This is a genomic window from Sphingobium sp. BYY-5 (genome assembly GCF_022758885.1).
Taxonomy (GTDB): domain Bacteria; phylum Pseudomonadota; class Alphaproteobacteria; order Sphingomonadales; family Sphingomonadaceae; genus Sphingobium.
In genome coordinates this window covers 875302-901689 of sequence record NZ_JALEBH010000002.1, presented here as the reverse complement: position 1 = coordinate 901689, position 26388 = coordinate 875302, and the positions used below count along the sequence as shown (strand labels likewise).

The window sequence follows — 26388 nt, the reverse complement described above, 5'->3', positions numbered from 1 at the left end:
GAAGCGGCAGGTCCGCCATTCGCCATGGTGAATGGACAGGATGAATGGCGAAGCTCACCGACTTGACCCGCTATGCCGATGCGCAGGCCCATGCGAATTCCGCAGCCCTGTGGGAACTGTTCGATGGTGATCGCGATCATCTCAATATCGCGCAGGAATGTATCACGCGCCATGCAGACGGATCGGGACGCGCAGCGGTGCGCATTGCTCATGCCGCCAATGCCGACGGTGTAGCCCGTGACGAGATATTGAGCTTTGATGCGATCGCGGCAGGCGCAGCGCAATTCGCGCATTGGCTGGATGCGGAGGGCGTTCAGCCGGGTGAACGCATCGCCTTCATGCTTGAACCCTCGCTGCCCTTCTATGTCTGCCTGTTCGGGGCGATGCAGACGGGCGCCATTTCGGTGCCGCTGTTCACCCTGTTTGGTCCCGATGCCTTGCGACTGCGGGTCGATGATTGCAGGCCCAGCATCCTCATCACCAATGCGGAAAAGGCGGAACTGGCGCGCAGCATCGACGGTCCCCGCGTGATCGTGGCTGATGGGGGGCTGCTGGACGAGATCGCCAAATTCCCGGCCAGCTACGAACCGAAAACGAAGGCCAACGATCTGGCCGTGTTCCAATATACGTCCGGAACCACCCGCGAGCTGCCGGAGGCGGTGAAGCATACGCATCGGGCGCTGGTCACGCTGATGTTCGCGGCGCTCTATGGCACGGGCATCCGGCCGGGCGACGAATTTTTCTGTCCGTCCTCGCCCGCATGGGGCCATGGCCTGTGGCACGGGACGCTGGCGCCGCTGGGGCTGGGCGTCACGACCGGCACGTTCGCGGGGCGTTTCGATCCGGTGCGGCTGATGAAGGCACTGGACGATTTCGGCATCACCAACATGTCGGCCGCAGCCACCCATTATCGCATGATGAAGAATAGCGGGAAGGCGGGCGACTATCGCTTCCACTTCGACAAGCTCAGCTACACTGGCGAGCCGATCGACCCGGCGACGCTGGAGTTCATCGACGAATATTTCCAGCGGCCGGCCTGCTCCATGTATGGCACGACCGAAATCGGCGTGGTGCTGGTCAACTATCCGGGCGCCGACGATTATCAGGTCAAGCCCGGATCGCTGGGCAAGGCAGTTCCCGGACAGCGCCTTGAAGTGCAGCGGCCCGATGGATCGGTCTGTGATCCGGGAGAGATTGGCGAATTGATGCTCTGGCGTGGCGGCGGCTGGATGTCGACCAAGGATCGGGCGAAGACCGACGAGGACGGTTATTTCTATCATTGCGGCCGCGCCGATGACGTCATCATCTCGGCGGGCTGGACGATGAGCGCGGTGGAGATCGAGAATACGCTGCTCAAGCATCCCACAGTGCTGGAATGCGCGGTGATCGGCGTGCCCGACGACCAGCGCGGGCAGGTGGTCAAGGCCTTCGTCATCGCCAATGTCACGGGCGATGATGCGCTGGTGACGGCGCTTCAGACTTTCACCCGCGAAAAGCTGGCGCAGCATGAGTTTCCCCGCATCGTCGAATTTGTAAGCGAACTGCCCAAGACCCCGGCGGGGAAAGTTCATCGCAAAATGCTGCGCGACCGGGAAGCGGCAAAGACCGCAGAATTGTCGCATTGATTTTCAGGAGAAGAAACATGGCAACATTGGCGGAAAAGCCTACCAACAAATTTCCCAAGATCACCGAAGAAGGACTGGACGACCTGCGCCAGCGCATCGGCGTCAAGATCGAGAATACGGTCGAACCCTGGAACTATGAAGCGACGCGCGATGCGATCCGTCACTATGCGCATGGTATCGGTGACGATAATCCGCTGTGGTGCGACCCGGACTATGCGGCGAAGACCAAATATGGTGCGCTGGTCGCGCTGCCGAGCTTCCTGTTCACAACCAGCCGAATCATTTCGGGTTATTGCGGTGGCTTGTCGGGGGTTCACGCCATGTGGGCGGGTGCGGACTGGACCTGGCATAAGCCGGTGCTGCGGGGCGATACGATCCGTACCGAAGCCTATCTGAAAGATCTGATCGAGCATCAGACCAAGTTCGCTGGTCGTAGCTTCCAGCAGATCTACCATGTCGACTTCTTCAACCAGCATGGCGACAAGCTGTGCGAGGCTGATAGCTGGGTGTTTCGCACCGACCGCGACGAAGCGCGCGAACGCGGCACCAAATATACCGAGGCCCGTGGCCGGGTGGAGCCTTTCACCGACGAGCAACTGGCGGAGATGTACAAGCTCTACGAGAAGGAAGAGATTCGCGGCGCCACCCCCCGTTATTGGGAAGATGTCCAGGTCGGTGACGAACTGCCGCGCATGATGAAGGGGCCGATGACCGTCACCGGCTTCATCTGTTACGCGCAGGGTTGGGGCGGCCTCTATATCCGCGCCAACAAGCTGGCCTGGAAGATGCAGCAGAAGCATCCGGGCACCGGCATCAAGAACCGTTTCAACGTTCCAGACTGCCCGGAGCGCGTCCATTGGGACGAAGCCTTCGCGCTCGAAGTGGGCGCGCCCGGTGCTTATGACTATGGACCGGAACGCTGTAGCTGGCTGACGCACCAGGTCACCAACTGGATCGGTGACGATGGGTTCCTGCACAAGAGCAAGTGCCAGATTCGCCGCCACAATCCCGATGGCGACGTGATCTTCATCGACGGCAGCGTGATCCGCAAGTTCGAGGAGAACGGCAAGAAATATGTCGAGATCCAGCAGCGCGCGGAAACCCATCGTGGTGAGATTTCGGCCTTCGGCACCGCCATCGCGGAACTGCCGAGCCGGGCCTAATCAAAAGGAGCCGTCGCCGGTGCGATATGCGGCGGCGGCCCCTTCTGTCCTTCTCCGCCATGGCTACAGTCGTCCGAAGAGATGACAGGGAGAGTGCGGCCCATGGGCGAGAAGCGATTTGACGGCCGCGTAGCGGTCATCACCGGAGCGGGGCGGGGTTTGGGCCGCGCCTATGCGCTGTTGCTGGCATCGCGTGGAGCGAAGATCATCGTCAATGATCCCGGCGTCTCGATGCAGGGGGAGGGGATCGACGCTGGTCCGGCGCAAGCGGTCGTCGATGAAATTCATGCAGCCGGTGGCACGGCGCTCGCCTCCACCGCCAGCGTGGCGACGCCCGAAGGCGGGCAGGCGATCATCGATGCGGCGATCGGCGCATTCGGTCGCATCGACATCCTGATCCACAATGCCGGCATCGTTCGGCGCGGCGCGCTGGCCGAATTGTCCTGCGCGGATTTCGAGACGGTGATCGACGTTCACCTGCGCGGCGCGTTCCATGTGGTGCGCGCGGCCTTCCCGCACATGATCGCTGCCAATCATGGCCGTATCGTTCTGACCGGTTCGATCAACGGCTTATACGGCAATGCCGGCGTTGTGAACTATAGCGTGGCCAAGGCCGGAATGATCGGCCTGTCGAACGTCGCCGCGATCGAGGGTGCGGCGCATGATATCAAGAGCAACATCATCCTGCCGGGCGCCGTCACCCGCATGGCGGAGGGGCTGGATACCAGCGCCTATCCACCAATGGACCCGGAACTGGTGGCGCCCGCCGTCGCCTGGCTGGCGCATGAGGATTGCACCATTTCCGGCGAGATGCTGATCGCCATGGCCGGCCGCGTGGCGCGTGCCTATATGATGGAAACCCAGGGTGTGTTCCGCCCCGACTGGACGATCGAGCAGATCGCGGCGGACATGGATGGCATTCGCGATACCGACGCCGCGCTGTTGTTTCCACCCGTGCCGGACGGCCATCTTGCCCATTTGCGCCACAGCTTCGCCATGGCGCGTGGCGCCTGAAGAAAAGGGGGAGGGGACAAATCCCTCCCACATAGATTCACCCCCGGACAGGAATGGCGAAGCGATCGATATAGTCGCTGAAATGCGCATGGATGCCTGCCCGGTCGAAGCCGTAATCCTCCAGGGCATAGCTGTGCTTGCCATGCTTGCCCTGCGGATTGGCCGCCAGCGCCGCGCGCATCCCGCTTTCCGCCTCCGCCGTGAAGGGCGTGTCGAACCGCGTATAGAGGCGCTGCATCTCGCCGATCGGATCGCGCAGTTGTTCATCATACTGGATGTCGTGGATCGATTCCCAGCCATGTTTCTCGCGATAGGCCAGCATCCGCTCGATCATCTTGTCGAAGGTGCGCAGTTGCGACTGTCCGACCACGACCGGATCGACATCGGCGCTGAACATCTTGCGCACCTGATAGACCAGGCTGCAGGCGGAGGCGACGACATCCGCCGGGTCGCGATGGGTCATCACAAGCTGTGCATCGGGATAGACGCTGGTCAGGTCATCCAGGAACAGCGGGTGCCAGGGATTTTTCAGCGTCCACTGCCCGCCATTATGCGTCTGCAATAGCTGGAACAGTCGTTTCTGGTAGCGGAAGGCCGGCAGGTAGCTCGTCGAGAACAGCCATTTCTGATAGCTCGGGATGTTGAGGACCGAGTCGAAATATTGCGCGCAGAAGGACGGCGCCATCGAGAATTGGCACTCGGTCGGGCTGTCGGCATCCTCATGATGGATGGCCGAGATATGCGGCGCATATTTGAGCGACAGGGCGAGCCGCTCCTGCTCCGCCACATAGCGCGGATCGCTGTGCAAAGCCCCGGCGGCGGCGGGCGGCACGGTGTCGAACGCCTCCCAGCGCAGAAAGCAGCGCCGGGCCGGATCGGCGTTCAGCAGGTTGATGGTCAGCGTCGTACCGGTGCGCGGCAGGCCGAACACGAAGAGCGGCTTTTCCACCGGCCGCTCCAACAGGTCGGGGTGCCGGGCGAGCCAGTCCTCCACCTTCAGCCGGTTGATGAGCGTTGCGGTCAATTGCTGCGCCCAGCGGCCCTGGGCGCTCTCGGTCAGATTCGCCTCGCGATTGATCGCATCGACCAGGACGCCGAAGCCCTCCAATATCGCGTCGTCGCCCAGGTCGGTGAGGCCGGTCTGCGCGCGCGCTGCGGCCAGCAGGGCGTCGGCATCGATCCCGGCGGTTGTGATGGTCATCATCCTTCTCCTTCTTGTTTTTGTTTGGCCAGCCGTGCTTCGGCATCGGCGATTTCCGCCTTCAGCCACATGGTCTCCGACAGGTTGGCGCCGCCACTGGCGGCGAGCAATTGTTCTAGCGCGGCCTTCTTGACGTCCAGCGCAGCCTCATGATCGGGCGCGACATGCAGCGCGATATCGAGGAGGTGCAGCGCTTCGAGCGGACGTTGGCTCACGACATGGGCGTGTGCGCGCACCGCCAGTGCGCCAGCGCCTCCGGCCATTTCGGCCAGGTCGGCATCGACCGCCGATCGCGGTACGCCGTAGAGGGCGGTGGTGCCGTCGGCATAATGGAACCAGCCGGCATTCTCCTCCCAGATGGCGCGGACGACCCAGGGGGTCTTGCCGTGGAACTCGCCGATCTTGAGGTCGTCGGGCAGGGCGATCTCGCGCATCAGATCCTGCACCATCCGCCCCGCATTCATGCCCGCGATGGTCTCACGCTCCAGATAGCTGACCGCCGCGTGCATCCGGTCGAGATCGGCGCGAATGGTGTCGCGTCCCCGGATGGGATCGCCATGGCCGGTGATGACCAGTTCCGGTTCGAGCGCCCGAACCTGCTCGACCGATCGGAGATAGGCGCGCACCAGCCGGGGTCGATCTCCACGGATAGTGACCAGGTTGGGCATGGCTCGCCACACGGGGCCGAAGAGATTGCTGGTGAAGACGGTCTTTTCATCCGGCATCCAAAGAAAGACAGAACATAGCGTCTCGCCGCCGGGCGTCTTCACCACCTCGAACCGGCGTCCGCCCTGTTCGAATGCGTGCGTTGTCGCCACCGCGATGTCCGGTATGATGACGGGCGGCTTGGGTGGCGGCCCGTCGCGCCGCGTCATCGATGCCCAGAGCTTGCCAGATCGACGCCCCAGGAAGGGAGCAAGCCGGTCGAAATAGGCGGCCGTGTCGGTGAAGCCAGCACCCGCGATGACCTGCGTGCCGTCCTCCTTCTGCTCAGGCAACGCGCCATAATGGTCGGCATGGCTTTGGGTCAGGATGATGCGCCGCAGCGGACCCGTGCGGTGGGGGGCGAACAGTTCCTTGTTGCGTGCGCCATGGCCCAGAAAGCCGGTGTTGACCAGCAGATCGCCGTCCTTCGTCGTCACCAGATAGGCGTTGGTTATGTCCTTCACCATGAAGATGCCGTCGGCAATCGGTTCCGCCGCCGTCTGGCCATCGCCAGCGGTGACAAGCGCGCCAAGCGGGGTTTGTGGTTTACTGCTCATGCTGAATCTCCGGAAACTCGATCATGACCTTGGCCGACTGTGGCCGGGCGGCGATATCCAGGCCCTCGATCACCTGATCGAAAGGCAATGTGTGGCTGATGAGCGCGGCGATCTTGTCCTTCAGGCGCGGCATGGCGGCGATCACATCGGGCATCTCGGTCGGATAGCCGACCGCTGTCGTGATCGTCATTTCCGTGGTCAGCATGGGACCTGCCGGCAGCTCGATCGGTTTCAGATAGGCGGCGGTGATGACATGCCGGGCATGGGTCTTGGCCAGCGTCACTACATCGCGCAGGATGGACGGAGCGCCCGCCGCGTCGATATAGGCGTCGGTCTGCGCCTTTTCGCGGCCGAACACCGTCACCGTGCCGTGGATCGCCTTGATCCGTTGCAGCGCATCCTCCGTGCCCGGATTGACGCCATGCGCGCCCAGCGCCCGCGCGCGTTCCAGCCGTTCCTCGGCCAGATCGAGCGCGATCACATCCTGGCAGCCGCGATCGATGGCCCATAGCACCATGCCAAGGCCGATCGGCCCGCAGCCGAAGATGACCACCTTGTCTCCCGCCTTGACCTGCGCCCGGTTGACGCCGTGCATCGCGACGGACAGCGGCTCACACATGGCGGCCACTTCGAAGGGAATGCCATCGGGGATCGGCAGCAGGCTGTCGCCCAACCGGGCGTCGCGGACCAGCAGTTCCTCGGTAAAGGCGCCCTCCGGCCCGCCGCTGCCGATATAGCTGGGCGTCATCATCGGGTTGATGATGACGCCTTGGCCGACCGATACGCCCTGTACCTCGGCACCTACGAACATCAGCTCACCCGCGCCTTCATGGCCCAGCGCGGTCAGTTTGCCCGGCGTGGGTATTCCCCCATTCTTGATGTAGCTGAGGTCGCTGCCGCAAATGCCGCAGGCTTTCATCTTCACGACGACATCCTTCGGACCGGCCTGTGGCCGTTCATAGGGATCAAGCCGTACATCGTTCACGTCATGGATGGTGAGCAGACGCATGGGAATGGTCCTCCGTTCAGAAGGCATAAGGGGGATAGATCAGGCTGCCGCCGTCGATCACGATCGTATCGCCGCTATGAAAGCGCGAGGCGTCGGAGCAGAGATAGGCGCCGATCCCTTCGAAATCCTCGATTGCGCCGGGCCGATGGATTGGCGTCTTGGCGGAAAAATGCGCGTCGACCGCGGCCATGCGCGCTTTCATCTCTTCGCTCATCTCACCATCGCCGCCGATGCCGGTCTTGACGTAGCCGGGGGCGATCGAGTTGGCGCGTATGGCATATTTGCCCAGTTCCGCCGCCATGCCGCGTACGGCAGCGCCCATGCCGCCCTTGGATGCAGCATAATTGTTGATTCCCGGCATACCATGGAACATCGACAGGCTGCCGCAATATACCAGGCTGCCACCCGGCTCGCCGGCCTCGGCGCGCGCGACCATCGCCCTGGCGCCTTCGCGCAGGGTGAAGAAGGCGCCGTGCAGGTTGACCGCCAGCAGGTCATGCCATTCCTCCGCGTCCAGCGTCAGCACCGATCGGCTGCGGGAAGCGCGGCCAGAATTGGCGAAGACGCAGTCGATCCGGCCGAAATCGGCCAGCAACTTGGCATAGCCATCGATGATCGCCTGTTCCGACGCGACATCGACCCGATAGGTTTCGACCCGGCCCGCGCCAGCCGCCAGCAGATCGGCCTTGGCGGCTTCGTTCTTTTCGGCGTTGCGCGCCCAGATCGCGATCTTGCCGCCCATCCTGGCAATGCCGCGCGCAAAGCCCAGGCCGATCCCGCCATTGCCTCCGGTCACCAGCGTCACCTTGCCCGAACAGTCGAACAGACCCGTCACATCACTCTCCTTGAGAATAGTCGCCGCCGTCGGCGGTCGTTGTCACACGCGCGACTGTCCGCGAGAGTGGCATCGCCTGCAATTGACGTGGCTATCGTTTACCAGCCATAATCCACCGATAAGGCCAAGACCGATGAAGCCGGGGAGAGCAGGGTGTCGCAGGAGGAAAGTTTCGCCAATTCTATTTTTGAAGCGGAATTGGTCGTGCCTTCCGCTTTGGTTCGGATCATGCGGCTGCAACTCGACCAGCCGACGAACCGGCTGTTCCGCCGCACCGATCATTACTGGCTCGACCTGTGCCTGACATCGCGTCCGGAACAGGCGCGCGGTTGCTATCGCGAACGTTGGGGGCCGCATCGTTATGAACCGCTGGGCGAGATATTCCTGGTGCCCCCCGGCGAGGCGATCCATGTGCGCAGCGATGCCGGTGGGCGACAGGCGTCGGTGGTGTGCGAGATTCCCGCCGCCGCCATCGACCGCTGGCTCGACGGCAGCATGGAATGGACCGACCGTCGGCTGGCGGCGGGTCTGGACATTGCCCATCCCCATATGCGCGCCTGCCTGCTGCGCCTGGCGGCGGAAGTGCGGCATCCCGGCCCGGGGGGAGAAGTTCTGGCTGAACTGATCGCGCAGCAACTGGCGATCGAGGTGGCGCGCTATTGTCAGGCGATTGCGGAGGGGCCGATCACGGGAGGACTCGCTTCCTGGCGGTTGCGGCGGATAGACGAACGGTTGCACCAGTCCGGCCCGCCGCCGCCGCTGGAAGAGTTGGCCACGCTCTGCAACATGTCGGTGCGTCAGCTCACCCGCGGTTTCCGGACGAGCCGGGGTTGTTCCATTGGCGACCATGTCGCCCAGATGCGGATCGAAATGGCCAAGCGCCATCTGGCGAGCGACGAGAATATCAAGGAAATCGCCTTCGCGCTCGGCTTCGCTTCTCCTTCCAGCTTCGCCTATGCCTTTCGCCGCGCGACCGGTTCCACCCCTCGCCTGTTTCGTCAGCGAAACCTGTCGCGCACACGTTGATGCGGGCTATGGCTGGATATGTTGGGTAAGTCCCGCTGTCGATAGATGTCGTGGTTGGCGCGCCTGTCATAACTGTCCATTTCGGTGTCACGATAATCGGGAGAGGGCCGGCCATGATTGTGGGACGCCATTATCAGAACGCGTATGTGACGCGGAATGTCGACAAGGCGGTGACGGAGTTCAAGGCGCGCGCCGATGTGCGTGCGCTGCATGAGATCGAAGTGCCGGTGCATGTCTGGACGCCGCAAGGCGAAGGAATAGGCGTGCAGAAGCTGGCCTTCGTCTGGGTCGAAGATCTGAACTATGAATTGATCGAACCCAAGGAGGGCGACGTTCTTGCCCTCTATCGCGATGCGCTGCCTGCGGATGACCGGCTGGTCTTTCATCATGTCTGTCATGTCGTGGACGACTGGGACGCACTCATGGCGCAGGTCGCCGGGCAGCCGTTCCCGATCGTCCTGAAAGGGGGGACGCCGAATATGTTGCAATTCCTCTATCTCGATACGCGGCCATGGCTTGGTCATTACACCGAATATGTATGGATGGTGCCTGACCGCTGGGCGGCGATGGGCGGACGATGATCAACCTGGTCCGTTTCGGCACGCGGGATCTGGATCGCGCCAAGGCCTTCTATGATGAGATCGCGGCCCTGGTCGGCGCCACTCGCGCGTTCGATCGTCCGGATCTTGTCGCTTACCGAACGGCAGACAGCGGAATGCTGCTGATCGGTATGCCGTTTAAGGGTGACGCGACGCCGGGCAATGGCACCCAGGCCGGCATCCAGGCGGCCAGTCGTGCGCAGGTCAACGCCATCCATGCCAGGGCCACGGCCCTGGGCGGCACATGCGAGGGCAGGCCCGGCATTCGCGGCGACGATCCCAACGGTTTCTACGGCGCCTATTTCCGCGACCTCGACGGCAACAAGCTGGTCGTGTTCCGTTTCGGCCCGCCTGATTAAAGCAGGCTGCCGCCGTCCACCGCATAGACTTGCCCGGTGATGAATCCGGCCAGGTCGCTTGCGAGATAGAGGGCGAGCGACGCGACCTCCTGAGCGGTGGCGACAGGCCGACCCAACACTGTCTGGCGCGCACGCTTCGCCATGTCCTCGGGGCTGGTCCCGGCAAAGGCTTTTCGGAAGAAATCATTGTCGGGATTGAACCGGCTGCCTTTGCTGAAGGCGTCGGGGTCGGTCGAGATCGTGCCGTAGGGTGCGATGCAATTGACGCGTATGCCGAGCGGGCCGACTTCCTTCGCCAATACCCTGGTAAAACCATGGACGGCGGCTTTTGCGGCGGAATAGACGGGCAGCATATAGTCGCCCACCAATCCAGCGGTCGATCCGATATTGATGATCGCGCCGCTCTTCCGATCGATCATCGCGGGCAGCACGGCATGAGTCATCCGCAGCACCGTACCCAGATTGAGGTCGATGTCGCTGTCCCACGTGGCGGGATCGGACTCGGCGAAGAAGCCGGCGCCGATATTGCCGCCGACATTGTTGACCAGGACGGCAACCGGCCCCATCGCTTCGGCGGATGCGGCGATCTGGAGCGCGGCGTTCGGATTGGTCAGGTCGGCGGAGACGAAAAGCGCGCGCTCGGCCCCGCGATCCAGACACTGGGCCACAACATGTTCGCCCGCTTCCTGATCGCGCCCAACAGCGATTATGGCGGCGCCCTCCGACGCAAAGTCCAGTGCGATCGCGCGGCCGATATTGGCCGTTGCCCCGGTGACGATCGCCACTCGGCCTTTCAGGTCCAGGTCCATCGCTTTCCTCCATTCATAGGATTGCCCGGATCATGCGCGGCCTCACCGGAGCCTAGATAGGCTGGGTAACACAGGCGACAGGTGCAAGGAGTCAGGGCACGATATTGCCGGTGCGATGGCCGTGTGAAGTGGCGGAGCGCAAAGGAGAATCGCGGCGGCGATATATAGACAGACCTGTTGGTTAAGGGCTTCGCTCTCTGAGGGGATCGGGCATAACGAGAATCGTAAAGAACAGAAACGATCATTTGCGCCGATCGCGAACCGAAGATTCGCCGTGGCGCCGATTAGGGGAGGAGAACCAAGTGAAGCGCATCACCGCATATCACCTCATGGGCGCGAGCATTGCCGCCCTGGCCGCTTCGACAACGGTAATGGCGCAGGAGGCGCCGCAGGACGGCGGGTTCGATGCGCCCACCATCATCGTTCAGGCCCGTCGCCGTGAAGAAGATGTGCAGGACGTGCCGGCCGTCATCAACGCGGTGACCGGCCAGTCGCTTGGCAATCTCAATTTCCGCGAGTTCGCCGAAGTGAAATCGCTCGCTCCCGGCCTGGAACTGTCCACCAACGCGAACGGTATCGGCGGTAATGCGCGCCTGCGCGGCGTCAATTTCGATGCCAATGCCAGCGGCAATAACGGCACGGTCGAATTCTACTTCAACGATGCGCCAATCTCGCCCGGCGTCGTCCTTCAGCAGATGTACGATATCGGCCAGATCGAAGTGCAGCGCGGCCCGCAGGGTACGTTGCGTGGGCGTGCATCGCCGTCCGGATCGATCACCATCACCTCGCGCAAACCCGACCTCAACCAGTTTGGCGGCTATGTCGATTGGACCGGCAACGACATCGGCACGTTGAATTTCAAGGGTGCGCTGAACCTGCCCATTATCGAAGGCGTGGCCGGTCTGCGCGTGTCAGGTGTGTGGGACGAAAATGAGGGCGACCGCGTGCGTCCGCTGGTGCGCAGCGCCGGCGCGCCCGATCCGCATTCCCGCACGAAGAGTTTCCGCGTCGTCGGCGCGGTCGAGCCGACCGATTGGCTCAAGCTGGAAGGCACCTATCAATATCTTGATCGCGATGCGCGGACATACGATCAGGCGATCTCCTTCAGCGAGGCCAATCCTGACGCGACGCCCAGCCCGGTGCTCATCACCGCCAAGGACCGGCTGTCCATCCAGGAACAGCCCCGCATCATCAATCAGCGGATCGACATCTTCAACTGGCGCGCTGAACTGGCGGCTGCTGGCCAGCGGCTGATCTATCAGGGCCAATGGTCGAAGCAGGATTTCCATTCGACCGATAATATCGATCGAGGCAATTTCTTCATCGGACGCGATGTCAACCAGATCACCGATACGATCGCCAAGCAGACATCCCATGAAGTGCGGCTACAGAATGAAGCGCGGGTGTTCGATATCTTCGACTATGTGGTCGGGTTCTTCGACAGCAAGCTCCGCCCGCCGACCAGCCTGACGTCTCCGACCATCGTGCGCCTGCCCACAGCGTTTGGGGGTGGCATCGCGTCCATCGTGCAGACCGACATTGCCCGAACGGGCGGATCGCATGAACAATCCTTCTTCGGCAATCTGACGGCGCATATCGGGGAAAAGACCGAGCTTTCGGGCGGCCTGCGGCGGATCAAATATGACTCTGAGAATTTCTTGGCCGTCAACGGCAACACGATCGCTGCCGATAGTCAGAATCTGAAAAAGCTGATCTACAGCGCGTCGATCAAGCATAATTTTTCACGGGACTTCCTGGTCTATGCAGCGACGGGCAGCTCGATGCGTCCGGGCATCAATGTCGTGGGTGACTTCAACATCGCCAAATCCGAACTGGAAAATAGCTTCCTCAATCTGCCGCCGGAAACCTCGAAATCCTATGAGCTTGGTTTCAAGAGCACATTGATGGGAGGAAAGGCGCGCTTCAACCTCACCGCCTACCACCAGAAGTACAAGAATTTCCCGTTCCGCGTGCCTAATAACGGTGTCTATTATGTCGATACCATCGCCATCCGGAATGCGTCGGGGCAGGTGACAGGGACGGCGCAGCAGGTCAATTCGTTCAACTTCGTGGGCGCCGTGCCGGTCGAGGTGAATGGTGTCGAGGGCGAATTGTTCGTCGACGTCAACCGCCATTGGAATGTCGGACTGTCCGCCAGCTATTCGCTGGGTAAGATCAAGGGTGGCAACATCCCTTGCAATGACCTCAACGGGGACGGCGTGCCTGATCCTGTCGGTGCAGCGCCCAGCCTGACTCAATTGCAGGCGGCGGTCGGTGCGAACAATATCTCCTCCTGCAACGTGACCCAGCGGGCATCCTTCATGCCGCCGCTGACGGCGACGCTACAGAGCGAATATCGGGCGCCGATTTCCGATAAGGTGGATGGTTTCCTACGGGGGCTTGTCAGCTACAACGGCCAGTCGCAGGGTGATCCTGCCAATAATTTCGACGATGTGGGCGCTTATGCGCTGGCCAATCTCTATGCCGGTATCCGCGATCCGGACGGTGGCTGGGAAATCTCCCTGTTCGCCAAGAACCTGTTCGACACGACCAAGGTTCTGACGCGCACGACGCCGCTCTTCACCTCCTATCAGCAGATCACCGGTTTCACATCGACCGGGGCGACGACGACGGCGGCAACCTACACCAGCACCTATACAGGGGCTACCGTCACGCCGCCGCGCGAGTTCGGCGTCAACGTCCGCTTCTTCTTCGGTTCGCGCTGAGAATAAGGCGTGCAGACATGGTGGATTGGCCGGGCGGCTCCGATCGTCGTCCGGCCAATTGCTGTCTTAAGCCTGGAAAATACTGCCATTCTTCGCGGCAGCGATGATCGGCCGGCCCTGATTGACTCCGTGGCTGAGACGGGCAGGGATAAAGCAATCAACAACGGTGATGATCACTGCACTTGCCGAATGGACAATGCTGATGTTGACTTGTGCCGTCACATCGGTGGCGCCTTCGTCGCGCGGCAAGGCGCGCGTGGGGAGAGGCCTGGGAAAGCAAGGAACGGCGGCATGACGGAAGCACGGAAAAGGCGGTCTCGCGACCCCGAAGCAACACGGGAAGCGATATTGGAAGCGGCACGCGCGTTACTGGCCAAGGATGGACCGGAAGGCATCAGCCTGTCGGAAGTCGCCGTTCTGGCCGGCGTCAATCGCGGCACCGCCTACCAGCATTTTGAAACACGGGAGAAATTGATTCAGGCGACGGCCGATTCGGTATCGGATCGGATGTTCCGCACGGTTTTCGGCGATCCGGAAACGATCGGCGAACGGCGTGTCGAACAGGTGGACATTGCCGATACGACCGACCGTCTTGCCATCTTTGCGATGGACAATCCCGAACTGTGCCGGATCTGGCTGCTCCAATTACTGGCGTCTTCCGATCCCATGGCCGATCCCTTCTGGCGCGAATATGAAGGATCGTTGCAGCGCTTCGCCGACACGGATCTGTCGCAGGACGACATTGATGTCGAAGTCCTATCGGTCCTGATGCTGGCGGGCGCCTTCCTCTGGCCCGTCTGGGCGCGGTCCCATGCGCGCGGGGACCAGGAACGGCGTGATCTTGCCCGTCGTGTCGCGCAGGAATCGCTGCGCTTGTGCATGTATGGATCGATGCGGCCGGAGCGCTATCCCGATATTGCCGATCGCTTGCGCCAGAGCCTCCCCAAATCCCCTTCATCCCCTTCCAGGAAGGAATAGCAGATGTTTTCCGCCATCTTGATCGACAAGACCGACGACGGGCAGAGCGTTTCACTGAAACAGGTCGACAGGGCGCAGTTGCCCGAAGGCGATGTCACCATCGACATTCTCTATTCGACGCTGAACTACAAGGATGGCCTAGCCATCACCGGCACGTCGCCGGTCGTGCGCAAATTCCCGATGGTGCCGGGTATCGATCTGGTCGGCACGGTCCAGGAATCCGATCATGTCGACTGGAGGGCCGGGGACAAGGTGGTGCTCAACGGTTGGGGCGTGGGCGAAGGGCATTGGGGTGGCCTTGCCCAGGTGGCGCGACTGAAGGGCGATTGGCTGGTGCCGCTGCCCGATGCCTTCACACCGCGGCAGGCAATGGCGATCGGCACCGCCGGCTATACGGCGGCCCTGTGCGTCGAGGCGCTGGTGAAGGCGGGCGTGACGCCGGATCAGGGCGAAGTCCTGGTGACGGGTGCGACAGGCGGCGTGGGAAGCGTGGCCGTCGCGCTGCTCAAGAAGGCGGGCTTCACGGTGATCGGTTCGACCGGCAAGGCGGCCGAAGCCGACTATCTTACGCAGCTTGGCGCCGACGGCGTGATCGATCGGGCGGAATTGTCGGAAAAGGGCAAGCCATTGCAGAAGGAGCGCTGGGCGGGCGTGGTTGATTCCGTCGGGAGCTTCACCCTGGCCAATGCCTGCGCGCAAACCCGCTATGGCGGTGCGGTTGCTGCTTGCGGACTGGCGCAGGGGGCGGATTTACCGGTCACGGTGATGCCCTTCATCCTGCGCGGCGTGCGCCTGCTCGGCATCGACAGCGTGATGGCGCCGCGCGCGCCGCGCATGGCGGCTTGGGAACGGCTGGGGCGCGATCTCGATCCCGCCCTGCTCGACCTGATCGCAGAAGAAATTGGGCTGGAGCAGGCTGTGGCCGCGGCGTCCGACCTGCTGGCGGGCAAAGTGCGCGGCCGCATCATCGTTGACGTGAACCGCTGACGGTCGCGCGAGAGGGAGAGGATCAGATGAACGACATGGTAACGATAGATCTTAGCGACGTCGACAAGCGCGTTGGCACGGCAATCGGTGGCGGCCAGATTCGCGAACCCCTGACTTCCAGCGATCTGCGCCGCTGGGTGATGGCGATGGACTATCCCAATCCTGTTCATTGGGACCCCCGTTTCGCGGCGGAAAGCCCGTTCGGCGGGTTGGTGGCGCCGCAGTCGATCGCGGTGTGCATGGACTATGGCCATGGCTGCGCGCCCGCCTGTGTCGGCTATATCAAGGATTCCCATCTGATCTTCGGTGGGGAGGAATGGTGGTATTATGGCGCGCGCATCCGGCCCGGCGACCATCTCACCCAGAATCGTCGTTTCCACGACTATAAGGTGAGCGACACCAAGTTCGCCGGGCCGACCATGTTTTCGCGCGGAGACACGCTGCATTATAAGCAGGACGGATCGCTGGTCGCCAAGGCGCGCTCGACCGCCATCCGCTATCTGAAGGACGAAGCCGAGAAGCGCGGCATGTATGACAGCATGTTGGGCGAACTGAAGCGCTGGTCCAATGCCGAACTGGCGGAGGTGGACGCGATCCGCCACAATTGGCTGATGGCTTATCGTGAAGGCGTGTCCCCCCGTTGGGAGGAGGTGGCCGTCGGCGACAAGCTCGTGCGCCGTGTCATTGGCCCGCATACCAAGGCGACCTTCGCCACCGAGTATCGCGCCTTCATGTTCAACATTTGGGGCAGCATGGACTGGGTCGCGCCTGCCGGGGTCGATGATCCTTGGGTCAATCAAGACCCCGGCTGGGCCGAAGGCTTCGGCTTCGACGAGGAAGGCGCGCTGATCGACCCGCGCAAGCGTGACGGCCTCTATCTCGGCCCCTCGCGCGGTCATGTCGATGACCAGAAGGCAGGCGAAGTCGGCATGAGCCGCTCTTATGGCTATGGCGCAACGATGCAGGCCTGGGCGACCGACTATATTGCTTACTGGGCCGGCAATGACGGCATGGTTCGCTGGATCAAGTCCGATTTCCGCGGCCCGGCCTTTGAAGGGGACGTCACCTATTTCGACGCGGAAGTCGTCGAGAAACGCGAAGTCACCGAATGGGGCGTGCCATTGGTCCGGGTACAACTGACGCTGGCCAACCAGGACGGCATGGTGCTGGTTAAGTCGGTCGCCGATGTCGAGCTGCCGCTGATCTGAACGCCGGGAACCGGAGCGACATCATGACCGATCGGCCGCTTTCCATCGTTGCGGGTTCGCCACTGGACGAGGAACCGGGCCTGGGCGCATTGACCCTGGGCGGCTGGCTGCGCGCGGTGACGGCGCGATCGGGACCGGCCGAGGCGCTGGTCCTGCACGAGGGCGCAGCGGTGACGCGCTGGACCTATGATGATCTGTGGGCGCGGGCCAATGCAGTGGCCCGCGCACTGGTCGCCTGCGGCGTGGGCAAGGGAACGCGCGTCGGCGTGCTGATGACCAACCGGCCCGAATTTCTCGCGGCGGTGTTTGGCACAGCCCTGGCGGGCGGGGTGGCGGCAACACTCAGCACCTTTTCGACAGCGGCCGAATTGGATCATTTGATTCAGTCTTCGGGTGCGCATGTCCTGCTGATCGAGCGGAAGGTCCTGAAGAAGGATTTTGCCGACATGATCGCCGAGCTGGAGCCAGCGATCGCCAGCGGCAAATCGGGAGAGTTGGCGTCGGTTCGCTTCCCTTTCCTACGGTACATCGCCTCGCTCGGCGGCGGCGCGGGGATGATCGAGGCGTGGGACGATTTCCTGATGCGCGGCGCAACGATCGATCAGGCGTTGGTCGATGCGGCGGCCGCGACAGTGATGCCCGCTGATCCGGGTGTGCTCTTCTTCTCCTCGGGTTCGACCGCCAAGCCCAAGGGGATTTTGTCCATGCACCGGGGGGTCACGCTCCAGCTCTGGCGCTGGAAGCGGTTCCTTGCCGCGAAAGAGGATGCCCGCGCCTGGTCGGCCAACGGTTTTTTCTGGTCGGGCAATTTCGCCATGGCCATCGGCGGTGCCCTATCTTCGGGCGGGAGCCTGATCCTGCAGGCGACTTTCCAGCCGGAAGAGGCGCTCAGCCTGATGGAAAAGGAGCGGGCGACCATGGCCTTCGCCTGGCCGCATCAATGGGCGCAACTGGAGGGCGCCGCCAATTGGCAGGATGTCGATCTTTCCTCGCTATATTATGTTGGACCGAACACGCCGCTCGGCCGCCATCCCACCGTCCGTACCGACTGGCAGGAACCGATGGCGGCCTATGGCAATACCGAAACCTTTACGATCAGCACCATTTTCGAATCCGGCACGCCGGATGCGGAAATCGCGGGCAGCCATGGCAGACCCTTGCCGGGCAATATCTTCAAAATCCTCGATCCGCTGACCGGCGCGGTCGTGCCGCTGGGCGAACGCGGGGAAATCGCGGTCAAGGGGCCGACACTGATGCTCGGCTATGTCGGCGTGCCGTTGGATGAGAGCGTGGATGCGGAAGGTTTTTTCCGGACGGGCGACGGCGGCTATCTCGACGCCGCAGGCCGTCTCTATTGGGAAGGTCGCCTCAACGACATCATCAAGACCGGCGGCGCCAATGTCTCGCCTGTGGAGATCGATGCCGTCATCAAGGGCTGTCCCGGCGTCAAGATGACCCAGACCGTCGGCGTGCCCCACGACACGCTTGGTGAACTGGTCGTCACCTGCATCGTCGGGCATGATGGCGCGACGTTGACGGAGGAGGATGTGCGTGGCTTCGCCCGGGCGCAGCTCGCCAGCTACAAGGTGCCGCGCCGCGTGCTCTTCTTCAGCGAGGGCGATCTGTCGCTGACCGGCAGCGCAAAGATCAGGACGGCGGATCTCAAGGCGCTGGTGGCGAAGCGGCTCGAAATGGAAGGCGCATGAGCGCGCTTGCCGAGCAGGCCCTGGCCATCGCCAATCTCAAGGCGCGCTATTGCGCCGCAGCCGATCGCGTCGCGCAGGATTCAGCGGAGGCGCGCAATCTGTTCGCCGATATCTTCACGGCGGATTTCATCGGCGATTATGGCATGGGCCTGCTCGAAGGCGGTCAGGCTATCACCGACTTTCTCTGCACGGCCATCGCCGGCAACAGCCTGTGGGTGCTGCACATGCTGCATTCGCCGCAGATCGAGATCGACGGCGATCAGGCTGCTGGCGACTGGACCGTCCTGGTCAAACTCAAACGGCGCGAAAACGGGGTCATCGACACCGTCTTGGGCCGCTATTCGGACCAGTTCCGCCTGACACCGCAAGGATGGCGGATCGCGCGCGTGCGCTTTGACCGTTTGGAATGAGGAGGATGGATATGGGTGATCGGTTCGCGGGAAGGACGGTGCTCGTCACCGGATCGGCCGGGGGGCTGGGGCGTGCCCATGCCCTGGCCTTCGCGCGGGAAGGTGCCCACCTGATTCTCGCCGACATCAATGAAGCCGGTCTGGCAGAAAGCCGGAGCCTGATCGAGCAAGTGGGCGCCAGCGTCGAAATCCATCGCGTCGATATGGGTGAGGAAGCCGACATCCAGGCCTGTGCCGACGCAGTGCTGGCCGCGCACGATCGGCTGGATGTGCTCATCAACAATGCCGGTCTCCATGCCGGAGAGATTGCGCGCGGTTTCTTCGGGCTGGGCCAGGCGAAATGGCAGCATTATTTTGCCGTCAACACCATCGGGCCGATGCTGCTGGCCGAAGCGCTCCGGCCCGCCCTGGCGCGGGCCAAGGGGGTCATCATCAACAAATCGTCGATGGCGAGCTATAACCCGGCAACCGCCTACGGCATCACCAAGGCGGCGCTCAACCTCTTCACCCATGCGATGGCGCAGCAATTCGGCGCCGATGAGATACGCTGCGTCGCCATCGCACCGGGGCTGATGGCGACGGAGGCCGCGCAGCAGGGGGTCGACGCCGCCAACTGGGAGAAGCTGAAGGCGATGCAGTCGGTCAAGCGTCAGGGAACGGCGGAGGATATCGCCCAGCTTGCCCTTTTCCTCGCTTCGGATGAAGGCAGCTTCATCAACAATCAGGTCATATTGTGCGATGGCAACAATCAGATGCGGGGCTTCCGTTTCTGATGGGCGCGCCCGGCTTTCCCGATTGGGTCTCCATCGCCAATCTCAAGGCGCGCTATTGTCGCCTGCTCGACCTCAAGGAATGGTCCGCTTTCGCCGATCTCTTCACCGAGGATGTCCTGCTCGACACCAGTGCTTCGGGCGGACCGCGTCTTGCGGGGCGGGAAGCGGTCGTCGCGATGGTGCGGCAATCGATCGAGGCGGCGCGGACCGTCCATCAGGTGCATATGCCGGAAATCACGGTGGAGCAGGATCAGGCGTCCGCGATCTGGCCGATGCAGGACCGGCTCGTCTGGCCGGATGGTCGTACACTCACCGGCTTTGGTCATTATCATGAGCGCTATCGACGGCAGGCGGGCGGCTGGAAGATCGCGGAATCGCGCCTGACACGCTTGATGCTGGAGATGCAGCGGCCGACGGGAGAGGGGTGATGCCGCGTTGTATCGTCGATGGTGTGGCGCTGGCCTATGAGATCATAGGCGATGGTATGCGAACGGCAGCGATTACGCCGGGTGGCCGCTTCTCGAAGGATGCGCCGGGGATCCACGAACTGGCGCAGGGAATCGCAGCGGGCGGTTTCCGGGTGCTGATCTGGGACCGCCCCAATTGCGGAGAATCCGATATCCGCGTGTCCGGCCCTTCGGAATCGCTCCAGAATGCGAATATGCTCGCGGGCCTGTTGCGTGCGTTGGACATGGGACCGGCGCTGCTGGTCGGTGGATCGGGCGGCGCCCGCGAAACCTTGCTCACCGCCATCCATCATCCTGATGTCGTGGAACGTGCGTTCATCCTCTGGCTGAGCGGTGGCGCAGTGGGGATCGCGACGTTGCCGTCCTTCTACTGTGCCGACGCCCTGATCGCGGCCACCCATGGTGGCATGGCCGAAGTGGCCGAACTCCCCGGCTGGCAGGAGCCGCTCATGCGTCATCCGCCCAATCGCGACCGCCTGTTGGCGCTTGATCCCGATGCTTTTATCGGGACCATGACGGCCTGGGCCGAAGCCTTCTTTCCGCAGTCCGGTGCGCCCATCCCCTGCGCCACCACCGATCAGCTCGCCCGGATCGCGATGCCGGTCATGCTATTGCGCAGCGGTGCTTCCGACATGCATCATAGCCGCGCAACCAGCGAGGCGGTGGCGGCGCTGATCCCCGGCGCGCGGCTGGCGGAGCCGCCATGGGGCGACGGAGAATGGGTGGAACGGCTGGTGGCGAACCTCAAGGGTGAAGCCGGGCTGTTCAGCCGTTGGCCGTTGCTGGCGCCGATGATCCTGGACTTTGCGGCGGGCGTCTAGGCCGGTTCATATCCGGATGGGGGTGCCTCGTCCTTCCAGCCAGCCCGGCGCGACTCCACGCTTTCGACCATTTTTGTCCAATAAGCGGGATTATTGGCCAGAAGGCGGATGTTGAAGCTGTCGGACGCCCGGAACTCCAGCACCTCGACACCCTGCTCGCCGGGCACATAGGCATAGGGTATGTCGGCGCCGACAAAAAAGCCGTCGCCCTTCCCCAGTGTTTCGGTGCCGATTCGCAACGATCCCGCCACGATATAGTAAAGGCAGTCGACATCATGGCTGTGCCTCGGAAGCGGGAAGCCGCTGCGGAACCAGGCATGGGTGAGGCTGATCCCCGGCAGGGAGAAGAGCAGCGTGACGCGCGTACCCTCCAGCATTCCCGCTTCGACAGCGGCGATCGATCCCGCCATCTCGACCGGTGTGGGCGGAACGGTCGACATCAACCCGCTCTCTTCGAAATCGCGTGCCTCGCTGGCGCGGAACAGGGCAAAGCGTGGCGCGGCGTTTTCAGGCATGGCCATCCCTTTCATCAACCGGAAAAGGCTGCGGCCGGACCGGCTGAGGGTCAAGCCAGCGTTGCCCATCAATGCCCCGGCGATCATTGCGCCTTCGCTGTGCAAGGCGCTGGCATGACCTGGCCGTCCGTGCTGCATTGCCGCCCGAAGATGCAGGAGATTGAGGGACATGAGCCTCTATACGACCATCCATCTCCATAACGTCCCGTCCGGGCGCGAGGGTGACTATGCGCAATGGTTCGATGGCAGGCATCGGGATGATCTGGCTCGTCTGCGGGGTTTTCGTTCGGCTGATCGTTACGCCGTGACGGCGGAGCAGATCATGCCGGACATTCCCCAGCCCTGGTCGTTCCTCAGCATTTATGATTTCGATTATCCGGCGGCTGAAATCGATCTTCCGGCCTTGGGGCCGCTGCTGGCCGAGGTGCGGGATGCGGGATTGATCGACGATGGCGCAGAGACCGAGCGCATCTACAGCTATGCCATGTATGGGGACTGGGCCTTCAGCCCCAATCATCGCACGGACCAGCCTTTCTCCGGGGTCAGTATCATCCTTGCCAATTTCGTCGCCGGACGGGAGGCGGAATATCATCATTGGTATGACACGGTGCACGCGCCTGAGGTGACGCGGGTGCCGGGCAAGGTGGCGATGAAGCGTGGCCGTCTGTCGCCGGTGCAGGTCGAGCCACGGCGTTACTGCCCCGGTAGTGACCTAGTTCTTTGTGCGCAGCAGACGGACGATCTGCTCTTCACCGTCAAGGATTTCAGCGCGCGCGCGCGTGGCGTCAGCCCCAGCGGCGTCGCCTTTGCGTCTCGGTCGGCGGCTGGCTCCTTCGCGCGCACCGTCCATTATTTCCGCAAGGTGAGCGGCACCCGCTTCTGGCCCGGTGGCATCGCCTATGATGGCGACCTGTCGGTCTATCCTGCGGATTTTGCTCGCCCGGTGGGGTGAAGCGGCGAACTATCGCGCGTACGATGGTCTGTCTCTTGCCTGATACCTGCGACTGAAGGCAGGTAGGGGGAAAGAGCGGAAAGAGGATGGAAGGCATGGGCAAGACGATCGTCATTACCGGTGCAGGCGATGGCTTGGGCCGTGCGCTCGCCCGGCGCTTCGCGGCGGACGGGGAGACGGTGGTTCTGCTTGGACGCACCGCCGCCAAGGTGGAGGCCGTGGCGGCGGAACTGGGTGCGTCACACCTGGCATTGGCCTGCGATATCGCCGATCCCGCATCGGTACGCGCGGCCTTTGCGAAGATTGCCGAGGTTCACCCTAAGATCGACGTCCTCATCAACAACGCCTCCATCTACGAACCCTTCACCTTGGCCGAGGTGCGGGACGATCAGGTCGTCGCCTCGTTGATGACCAATGTCGCCGGCACCATTTTCTGCGCGCGCGAAGCGCTGCCGCTGCTGCGGGGCAACGGCCACATCATCAATGTGAGCAGTGAGGCCGTGGCCATCAAGATGGCGATGCTGTGGCTCTATGCCGGGGGCAAGGCGGGGATGGAATTGATGTCTGACATCTGGGCGCGCGAACTGGCTGACGATGGCGTCCGCGTGACGGTCGTGCAGGCCGGGCAGATGATGGATGAGACCAAGACCGGGACGAGCTGGCCGATGGATGTCGCCATGCGCTTCATGCAGGACAATGCGAAGATCGGCCTCAATCCCCGCGAACGCCCCATCAGCCACTATAATTCCGTCACGGACGCCTTCCGCGCGGTCGTCGACATGCCGGCCGACCTCCATATTCGTCACGTCGCGCTCACTGCCGACCGTCGCGCCCAACCATAACGCCATTCATAGGAAGACCAAGATCATGGCCATTCTCCCCGACGCCAAACTCTATATTGATGGCGTCCTGCGTACGGCTGAGGACGGCAGGACTTTCGAGGTGATCGGTCCGTGGACAGGGGAACCGGTCGGCCGCGCCGCCGACGCTTCGGCCGCAGATGTCGATGCGGCGATCGCAGCCGCTCGCCGGGCATTCGACACGACCGACTGGTCGACCAATGTCGCACTGCGCGTCGCGCTCGTCACGAAATTGCGGGCCTTGTTCGAGGAGAACAGGGATCGCCTGTCCGATCTGGCCCGCCATGAGGCCGGCGCCGCCATAGGGGCGGTCGGGCGCGCGCATGTCGACATGGCGCTGGAAGGCTGGGATGATTATCTGCGCCTCTTCCCCCAGATCGCATGGGAGAAGGATTTCGGCGCGCGCACCGGATATGGCTTCGAAACGCAACGCCGGGCCTTTTATGAGCCGATTGGCGTGGTGGGGGCGATCACGCCCTGGAACGTTCCGCTCTATGTCAATGTCGGGAAGGTGGTCGCCGCGCTGCTCGCCGGTTGCACCGTCATCCTGAAGCCCGCGCCCAACACGCCGGGCATGGGCGCGATCTTTGGTGAACTGGCGGCAGCGGCAGGCTTTCCCGCCGGCGTGCTCAACGTCGTTTTCGGCAGCGATCCGGCGCTTGCGGGTGAGATGCTGGTGACCGATCCCAGGGTGGACCTCATCTCCTTCACCGGCTCGACCGGAGTGGGTAAGCGCATCATGGAACAGGGGGGTGCCAGCCTGAAGCGCATTTTCCTGGAACTGGGCGGCAAGTCCGCCAAAATCGTCCTCGACGATGCGCCCAATTTCGCCATGGATGTGGCCCAGTCCATGCTCGTTTTCCATGCCGGTCAGGGCTGTGCCGTCCATTCGCGCCTGCTGGTGCCGCGCAGCCGCTATGAGGAAGCGAAGGCGGTGCTCAAACATGCCTATGGCAGTTTCGGGGATAATTGGGGCGATTTCGACAATCCGCAGCACATCATGGGACCGGTGGTGTCGAAGAAGCAGATGGAGCGTGTCCTTTCCTATGTTCAACTGGGGCAGGAGGAGGGGGCGACCCTCCTCGCGGGCGGCAAGGCGCGTCCCGACAAGGGCCATGGCTATTTCGTGGAACCGACCTGCTTTGTGGACGTCACCAACGACATGCGCATCGCGCAGGAGGAGATTTTCGGCCCTGTTCTGGTCGTAATCCCTTATGAGGATGACGAAGATGCGATCCGCATCGCCAATGAGAGCGCTTATGGCCTGTCCGGCGGCGTGGCTTCCGGGGATTTCGATCGCGCGATCAATGTCGCCCGCAGGATACGGGCGGGCTCGGTGAGCGTTAATGGCGGGATGTGCATCGCCGGGGACTTGCCTTTTGGCGGCTACAAGGCCAGTGGCATGGGCCGCGAATGGGGTCTGGAGGGAATCGAGGAGTTTCTCGAAACCAAGCTGGTGGCCTGGCGGGCATGACAGGATAGCGGGATCGGACTTTGGGTACAAAGGCGGATGAAGCGGCGGTAGAGAAGATGGCCAAGGCGTCATCTGCTCGTCCGCGCGCATCGGCGACCGCGAAACTGCTCAGCCACAATCTCAACGGCCAGCGGCTGGGGCGCAAGGGGCGCGACACGCGCGACCGTATTCTCGCTGCCACCAATGACTTGCTTGCCGGTCCGCCTGATATCGAGATTTCGCTCAGCGCGGTGGCGCGGCAGGCTTCGCTGGGCATGACCTCGCTCTATAATTATTTCAATGATCTCACCGAATTGCTGGTCGCGGTGCTGGAGCCGGTGATGGCGACGGCCGAGGATGAGTATATCTCGTTGTTGCGCAGCCGTTGGGACGATGCGGTGCTGGGTGAACGGACGCTGGCATTCGTCACCGCCTATCATGGCTTCTGGATCAAGCATTCGCGCCTGCTCCACTTGCGAAATCGCATGGCCGACGCGCAGAATGAGCGGATGATGCTGCATCGCGTCGGGGCGGCCCAGCCGGTAATGCGGCTGCTGGTCGAGCAGATGGATGGTGATCTTAGCCAATCGCAATCACCGCTTTTCAGCATGGCGACCGCGCTGATGACCGGACTGGAGCGTGTCGTCACCGTGACGACCGACATGGCCCTGCAACATATCCTGCATACGCCCAACCCGCTGGGCCGAACTCACCTGCTCAAGGCGGAAGCACGGCTCCTGGAACTCGGCATTCGCGATTATAGAAACCTCGCTGCGTAACGCAGCGAGGCCACGAGAAGCGTTCTTGCTTCGCTAGGCGCGCAATGACGGTGTGGATCAGGGACGGAGCACCCATCCACCATCGACATGAATGGTCTGGCCGGTGATCCACCGCCCTGCTTCGGAACAGAGCAGAAGTGCGGTGCCGACCAGTTCATCAGGTTCACCGCGCGCGCGCAGGGCGCACGTCATCTGCAGGAACTTGATGAAGGGCGAATCATCCGGAACCAGCATCTTGCCGGCGTCGGACGTCACATTGCCCGGTGCGATGGCATTACAGGTGATGTTGTCCTTGCCAAATTGCTTGGCGAGCGTGGTGGTCAGGCCGACCAGGGCCAGCTTCGAGATACCATAGAGGCCACTTGCCGGGAACGCGCCGCCGGATGTCTGATTGACGATGCGGCCGCCGCCGCGTTTGCGCATCGAGGGGATGACGGCCCGTGCACAGAGCAGCGCCCCGTTGAGATTGACCGCGAAAGCGCGATTCCAGGCGTCGAGGCTGACCGTCTCGCAATTGTCGTAGCTGACATCGACCATCAGCGCTGCATTGTTGATAAGGATGTCGACACCGCCGAACGCTTCCCGGGCGGCTGCCCCCATGGCGAGCGTTGACGCTTCGTCCGCGACATCGACCTGCACGGCCAGCGCCGTCCCTCCCGCTGCCGCGATTTCGTCTGCAACGGCCCGCGCACCATCGCCGTTGAGATCGGCCACGATGACCGCTGCTCCAGCCGCAGCCAGCCCGATCGCATAGGCGCGTCCGATTGAATTGCCGCGCCCGCCGGCACCGGTAACGATGGCCACTTTGCCATCAAGGCGGAACTGGTCGAGAGTGAAGCTCATACTATGTC

The 26388-nt window shown here is 62.7% G+C and carries 27 protein-coding genes; 19 read left to right on the top strand and 8 right to left on the bottom strand.

What is annotated here, in order from left to right; translation table 11 throughout:
* The first annotated feature begins 44 nt into the window (after positions 1 to 44).
* From MOK15_RS20045 to MOK15_RS20035, 3 genes are all read left to right on the top strand, one after another.
* A complete protein-coding gene (locus tag MOK15_RS20045; RefSeq protein WP_242933447.1) occupies positions 45 to 1625 on the top strand; it encodes an AMP-binding protein in 1581 nt (526 codons plus the stop codon).
* A gap of 17 nt (positions 1626 to 1642) precedes the next feature.
* Entirely contained in the window at positions 1643 to 2788 is a 1146-nt protein-coding gene (locus tag MOK15_RS20040) for a MaoC family dehydratase N-terminal domain-containing protein (RefSeq protein ID WP_242933446.1), read from the top strand.
* A 102-nt stretch (positions 2789 to 2890) separates the two neighbouring features.
* Positions 2891 to 3802 (top strand): SDR family NAD(P)-dependent oxidoreductase, encoded by a 912-nt coding sequence (locus tag MOK15_RS20035; RefSeq protein WP_242933445.1) that lies wholly within the window; start codon positions 2891 to 2893, stop codon positions 3800 to 3802.
* Between the two features lie 37 nt (positions 3803 to 3839).
* Here the strand turns inward: MOK15_RS20035 and MOK15_RS20030 are convergent, their stop codons facing one another.
* The 4 genes from MOK15_RS20030 to MOK15_RS20015 are packed head-to-tail and all read right to left on the bottom strand — an operon-like array spanning position 3840 to position 8109.
* Positions 3840 to 5003 carry a sulfotransferase gene (locus MOK15_RS20030; RefSeq protein WP_347567249.1) on the bottom strand — a complete coding sequence of 388 codons (1164 nt, stop codon included), beginning with the start codon at positions 5001 to 5003 and terminating at the stop codon, positions 3840 to 3842.
* Positions 5003 to 6265: an MBL fold metallo-hydrolase gene (locus tag MOK15_RS20025; RefSeq protein WP_242933443.1), complete on the bottom strand. Its 1263-nt coding sequence runs from the start codon at positions 6263 to 6265 to the stop codon at positions 5003 to 5005. The genes MOK15_RS20030 and MOK15_RS20025 overlap by 1 nt, the downstream gene beginning before the upstream one ends.
* Positions 6255 to 7274: a zinc-binding dehydrogenase gene (locus MOK15_RS20020; RefSeq protein ID WP_242933442.1), complete on the bottom strand. Its 1020-nt coding sequence runs from the start codon at positions 7272 to 7274 to the stop codon at positions 6255 to 6257. The genes MOK15_RS20025 and MOK15_RS20020 overlap by 11 nt, the downstream gene beginning before the upstream one ends.
* A 16-nt stretch (positions 7275 to 7290) precedes the next feature.
* Positions 7291 to 8109 carry an SDR family oxidoreductase gene (locus MOK15_RS20015; RefSeq protein ID WP_242933441.1) on the bottom strand — a complete coding sequence of 273 codons (819 nt, stop codon included), beginning with the start codon at positions 8107 to 8109 and terminating at the stop codon, positions 7291 to 7293.
* Between the two features lie 204 nt (positions 8110 to 8313).
* Here MOK15_RS20015 and MOK15_RS20010 point away from each other — a divergent pair, with 204 nt between their 5' ends.
* From MOK15_RS20010 to MOK15_RS20000, 3 genes are all read left to right on the top strand, one after another.
* A complete protein-coding gene (locus MOK15_RS20010; protein WP_242933440.1) occupies positions 8314 to 9135 on the top strand; it encodes a helix-turn-helix transcriptional regulator in 822 nt (273 codons plus the stop codon).
* Between the two features lie 146 nt (positions 9136 to 9281).
* Positions 9282 to 9716: a VOC family protein gene (locus MOK15_RS20005; protein ID WP_242933439.1), complete on the top strand. Its 435-nt coding sequence runs from the start codon at positions 9282 to 9284 to the stop codon at positions 9714 to 9716.
* Complete coding sequence (locus tag MOK15_RS20000; RefSeq protein WP_242933438.1) at positions 9713 to 10093, top strand: VOC family protein; 381 nt, start codon at positions 9713 to 9715, stop codon at positions 10091 to 10093. The genes MOK15_RS20005 and MOK15_RS20000 overlap by 4 nt, the downstream gene beginning before the upstream one ends.
* Here MOK15_RS20000 and MOK15_RS19995 read toward each other — a convergent pair.
* Entirely contained in the window at positions 10090 to 10902 is an 813-nt protein-coding gene (locus MOK15_RS19995) for an SDR family NAD(P)-dependent oxidoreductase (protein WP_242933437.1), read from the bottom strand. The genes MOK15_RS20000 and MOK15_RS19995 overlap by 4 nt on opposite strands.
* A 302-nt stretch (positions 10903 to 11204) precedes the next feature.
* Here MOK15_RS19995 and MOK15_RS19990 point away from each other — a divergent pair, with 302 nt between their 5' ends.
* On the top strand, positions 11205 to 13628 hold the full coding sequence (locus tag MOK15_RS19990; protein ID WP_242933436.1) for a TonB-dependent receptor: 2424 nt from the start codon (positions 11205 to 11207) through the stop codon (positions 13626 to 13628).
* Between the two features lie 66 nt (positions 13629 to 13694).
* On the opposite strand, the gene MOK15_RS19985 is transcribed toward MOK15_RS19990, so the two are convergent.
* Complete coding sequence (locus MOK15_RS19985; protein WP_242933435.1) at positions 13695 to 13877, bottom strand: hypothetical protein; 183 nt, start codon at positions 13875 to 13877, stop codon at positions 13695 to 13697.
* Between the two features lie 42 nt (positions 13878 to 13919).
* On the opposite strand from MOK15_RS19985, the gene MOK15_RS19980 reads away from it, so the two are divergent.
* The 8 genes from MOK15_RS19980 to MOK15_RS19945 are packed head-to-tail and all read left to right on the top strand — an operon-like array spanning position 13920 to position 20978.
* A complete protein-coding gene (locus MOK15_RS19980) occupies positions 13920 to 14606 on the top strand; it encodes a TetR/AcrR family transcriptional regulator (protein WP_242933434.1) in 687 nt (228 codons plus the stop codon).
* Between the two features lie 3 nt (positions 14607 to 14609).
* Positions 14610 to 15593, top strand: coding sequence for an MDR family oxidoreductase (locus MOK15_RS19975; RefSeq protein WP_242933433.1), 984 nt, complete (start codon positions 14610 to 14612; stop codon positions 15591 to 15593).
* A gap of 26 nt (positions 15594 to 15619) precedes the next feature.
* Positions 15620 to 16801, top strand: a complete 1182-nt coding sequence (locus MOK15_RS19970) for a MaoC family dehydratase N-terminal domain-containing protein (RefSeq protein ID WP_242933432.1) — start codon at positions 15620 to 15622, stop codon at positions 16799 to 16801.
* A 23-nt stretch (positions 16802 to 16824) separates the two neighbouring features.
* Positions 16825 to 18507, top strand: a complete 1683-nt coding sequence (locus MOK15_RS19965) for an AMP-binding protein (protein WP_242933431.1) — start codon at positions 16825 to 16827, stop codon at positions 18505 to 18507.
* Complete coding sequence (locus tag MOK15_RS19960; protein ID WP_242933430.1) at positions 18504 to 18917, top strand: nuclear transport factor 2 family protein; 414 nt, start codon at positions 18504 to 18506, stop codon at positions 18915 to 18917. The genes MOK15_RS19965 and MOK15_RS19960 overlap by 4 nt, the downstream gene beginning before the upstream one ends.
* 11 nt (positions 18918 to 18928) lie before the next feature.
* The gene (locus MOK15_RS19955) at positions 18929 to 19690 is read left to right on the top strand and encodes an SDR family oxidoreductase (protein ID WP_242933429.1); all 762 of its coding nucleotides are present in this window, start codon (positions 18929 to 18931) and stop codon (positions 19688 to 19690) included.
* On the top strand, positions 19690 to 20118 hold the full coding sequence (locus MOK15_RS19950; protein WP_242933428.1) for a nuclear transport factor 2 family protein: 429 nt from the start codon (positions 19690 to 19692) through the stop codon (positions 20116 to 20118). The genes MOK15_RS19955 and MOK15_RS19950 overlap by 1 nt, the downstream gene beginning before the upstream one ends.
* Positions 20118 to 20978 carry an alpha/beta hydrolase gene (locus MOK15_RS19945; RefSeq protein ID WP_242933427.1) on the top strand — a complete coding sequence of 287 codons (861 nt, stop codon included), beginning with the start codon at positions 20118 to 20120 and terminating at the stop codon, positions 20976 to 20978. Before MOK15_RS19950 ends, MOK15_RS19945 begins: the two co-directional genes overlap by 1 nt.
* Here the strand turns inward: MOK15_RS19945 and MOK15_RS19940 are convergent.
* A complete protein-coding gene (locus MOK15_RS19940; protein ID WP_242933426.1) occupies positions 20975 to 21493 on the bottom strand; it encodes a cupin domain-containing protein in 519 nt (172 codons plus the stop codon). The two genes, MOK15_RS19945 and MOK15_RS19940, sit on opposite strands and share 4 nt — an antisense overlap.
* A 169-nt stretch (positions 21494 to 21662) precedes the next feature.
* On the opposite strand from MOK15_RS19940, the gene MOK15_RS19935 reads away from it, so the two are divergent.
* The 4 genes from MOK15_RS19935 (at position 21663) to MOK15_RS19920 (ending at position 25537) form a co-directional block, all read left to right on the top strand.
* A complete protein-coding gene (locus MOK15_RS19935; protein WP_242933425.1) occupies positions 21663 to 22445 on the top strand; it encodes a hypothetical protein in 783 nt (260 codons plus the stop codon).
* A 95-nt stretch (positions 22446 to 22540) separates the two neighbouring features.
* The gene (locus MOK15_RS19930; protein WP_242933424.1) at positions 22541 to 23287 is read left to right on the top strand and encodes an SDR family oxidoreductase; all 747 of its coding nucleotides are present in this window, start codon (positions 22541 to 22543) and stop codon (positions 23285 to 23287) included.
* A 25-nt stretch (positions 23288 to 23312) separates the two neighbouring features.
* On the top strand, positions 23313 to 24779 hold the full coding sequence (locus tag MOK15_RS19925; protein WP_242933423.1) for an aldehyde dehydrogenase family protein: 1467 nt from the start codon (positions 23313 to 23315) through the stop codon (positions 24777 to 24779).
* A gap of 20 nt (positions 24780 to 24799) precedes the next feature.
* Entirely contained in the window at positions 24800 to 25537 is a 738-nt protein-coding gene (locus MOK15_RS19920; RefSeq protein WP_242933422.1) for a TetR/AcrR family transcriptional regulator, read from the top strand.
* Between the two features lie 57 nt (positions 25538 to 25594).
* Here the strand turns inward: MOK15_RS19920 and MOK15_RS19915 are convergent, their stop codons facing one another.
* Positions 25595 to 26380: an SDR family oxidoreductase gene (locus tag MOK15_RS19915; protein ID WP_242933421.1), complete on the bottom strand. Its 786-nt coding sequence runs from the start codon at positions 26378 to 26380 to the stop codon at positions 25595 to 25597.
* Positions 26381 to 26388 lie beyond the last annotated feature (8 nt).

Bases quoted from the DNA above. Each gene is read 5' to 3' on its own strand.
- MOK15_RS19935 (WP_242933425.1), top strand. From the start codon at position 21,663: ATGAGCCTCTATACGACCATCCATCTCCATAACGTCCCGTCCGGGCGC.
- MOK15_RS20020 (WP_242933442.1), bottom strand. From the start codon at position 7,274: ATGCGTCTGCTCACCATCCATGACGTGAACGATGTACGGCTTGATCCC.
- MOK15_RS19955 (WP_242933429.1), top strand. From the start codon at position 18,929: ATGGGTGATCGGTTCGCGGGAAGGACGGTGCTCGTCACCGGATCGGCC.
- MOK15_RS20000 (WP_242933438.1), top strand. From the start codon at position 9,713: ATGATCAACCTGGTCCGTTTCGGCACGCGGGATCTGGATCGCGCCAAG.
- MOK15_RS20035 (WP_242933445.1), top strand. From the start codon at position 2,891: ATGGGCGAGAAGCGATTTGACGGCCGCGTAGCGGTCATCACCGGAGCG.
- MOK15_RS20030 (WP_347567249.1), bottom strand. From the start codon at position 5,003: ATGACCATCACAACCGCCGGGATCGATGCCGACGCCCTGCTGGCCGCA.
- MOK15_RS19945 (WP_242933427.1), top strand. From the start codon at position 20,118: ATGCCGCGTTGTATCGTCGATGGTGTGGCGCTGGCCTATGAGATCATA.
- MOK15_RS19980 (WP_242933434.1), top strand. From the start codon at position 13,920: ATGACGGAAGCACGGAAAAGGCGGTCTCGCGACCCCGAAGCAACACGG.
- MOK15_RS19950 (WP_242933428.1), top strand. From the start codon at position 19,690: ATGGGCGCGCCCGGCTTTCCCGATTGGGTCTCCATCGCCAATCTCAAG.
- MOK15_RS19995 (WP_242933437.1), bottom strand. From the start codon at position 10,902: ATGGACCTGGACCTGAAAGGCCGAGTGGCGATCGTCACCGGGGCAACG.
- MOK15_RS20045 (WP_242933447.1), top strand. From the start codon at position 45: ATGGCGAAGCTCACCGACTTGACCCGCTATGCCGATGCGCAGGCCCAT.
- MOK15_RS19925 (WP_242933423.1), top strand. From the start codon at position 23,313: ATGGCCATTCTCCCCGACGCCAAACTCTATATTGATGGCGTCCTGCGT.
- MOK15_RS19970 (WP_242933432.1), top strand. From the start codon at position 15,620: ATGAACGACATGGTAACGATAGATCTTAGCGACGTCGACAAGCGCGTT.
- MOK15_RS19915 (WP_242933421.1), bottom strand. From the start codon at position 26,380: ATGAGCTTCACTCTCGACCAGTTCCGCCTTGATGGCAAAGTGGCCATC.
- MOK15_RS20040 (WP_242933446.1), top strand. From the start codon at position 1,643: ATGGCAACATTGGCGGAAAAGCCTACCAACAAATTTCCCAAGATCACC.
- MOK15_RS19975 (WP_242933433.1), top strand. From the start codon at position 14,610: ATGTTTTCCGCCATCTTGATCGACAAGACCGACGACGGGCAGAGCGTT.
- MOK15_RS19965 (WP_242933431.1), top strand. From the start codon at position 16,825: ATGACCGATCGGCCGCTTTCCATCGTTGCGGGTTCGCCACTGGACGAG.
- MOK15_RS20025 (WP_242933443.1), bottom strand. From the start codon at position 6,265: ATGAGCAGTAAACCACAAACCCCGCTTGGCGCGCTTGTCACCGCTGGC.
- MOK15_RS19940 (WP_242933426.1), bottom strand. From the start codon at position 21,493: ATGCCTGAAAACGCCGCGCCACGCTTTGCCCTGTTCCGCGCCAGCGAG.
- MOK15_RS19930 (WP_242933424.1), top strand. From the start codon at position 22,541: ATGGGCAAGACGATCGTCATTACCGGTGCAGGCGATGGCTTGGGCCGT.
- MOK15_RS19960 (WP_242933430.1), top strand. From the start codon at position 18,504: ATGAGCGCGCTTGCCGAGCAGGCCCTGGCCATCGCCAATCTCAAGGCG.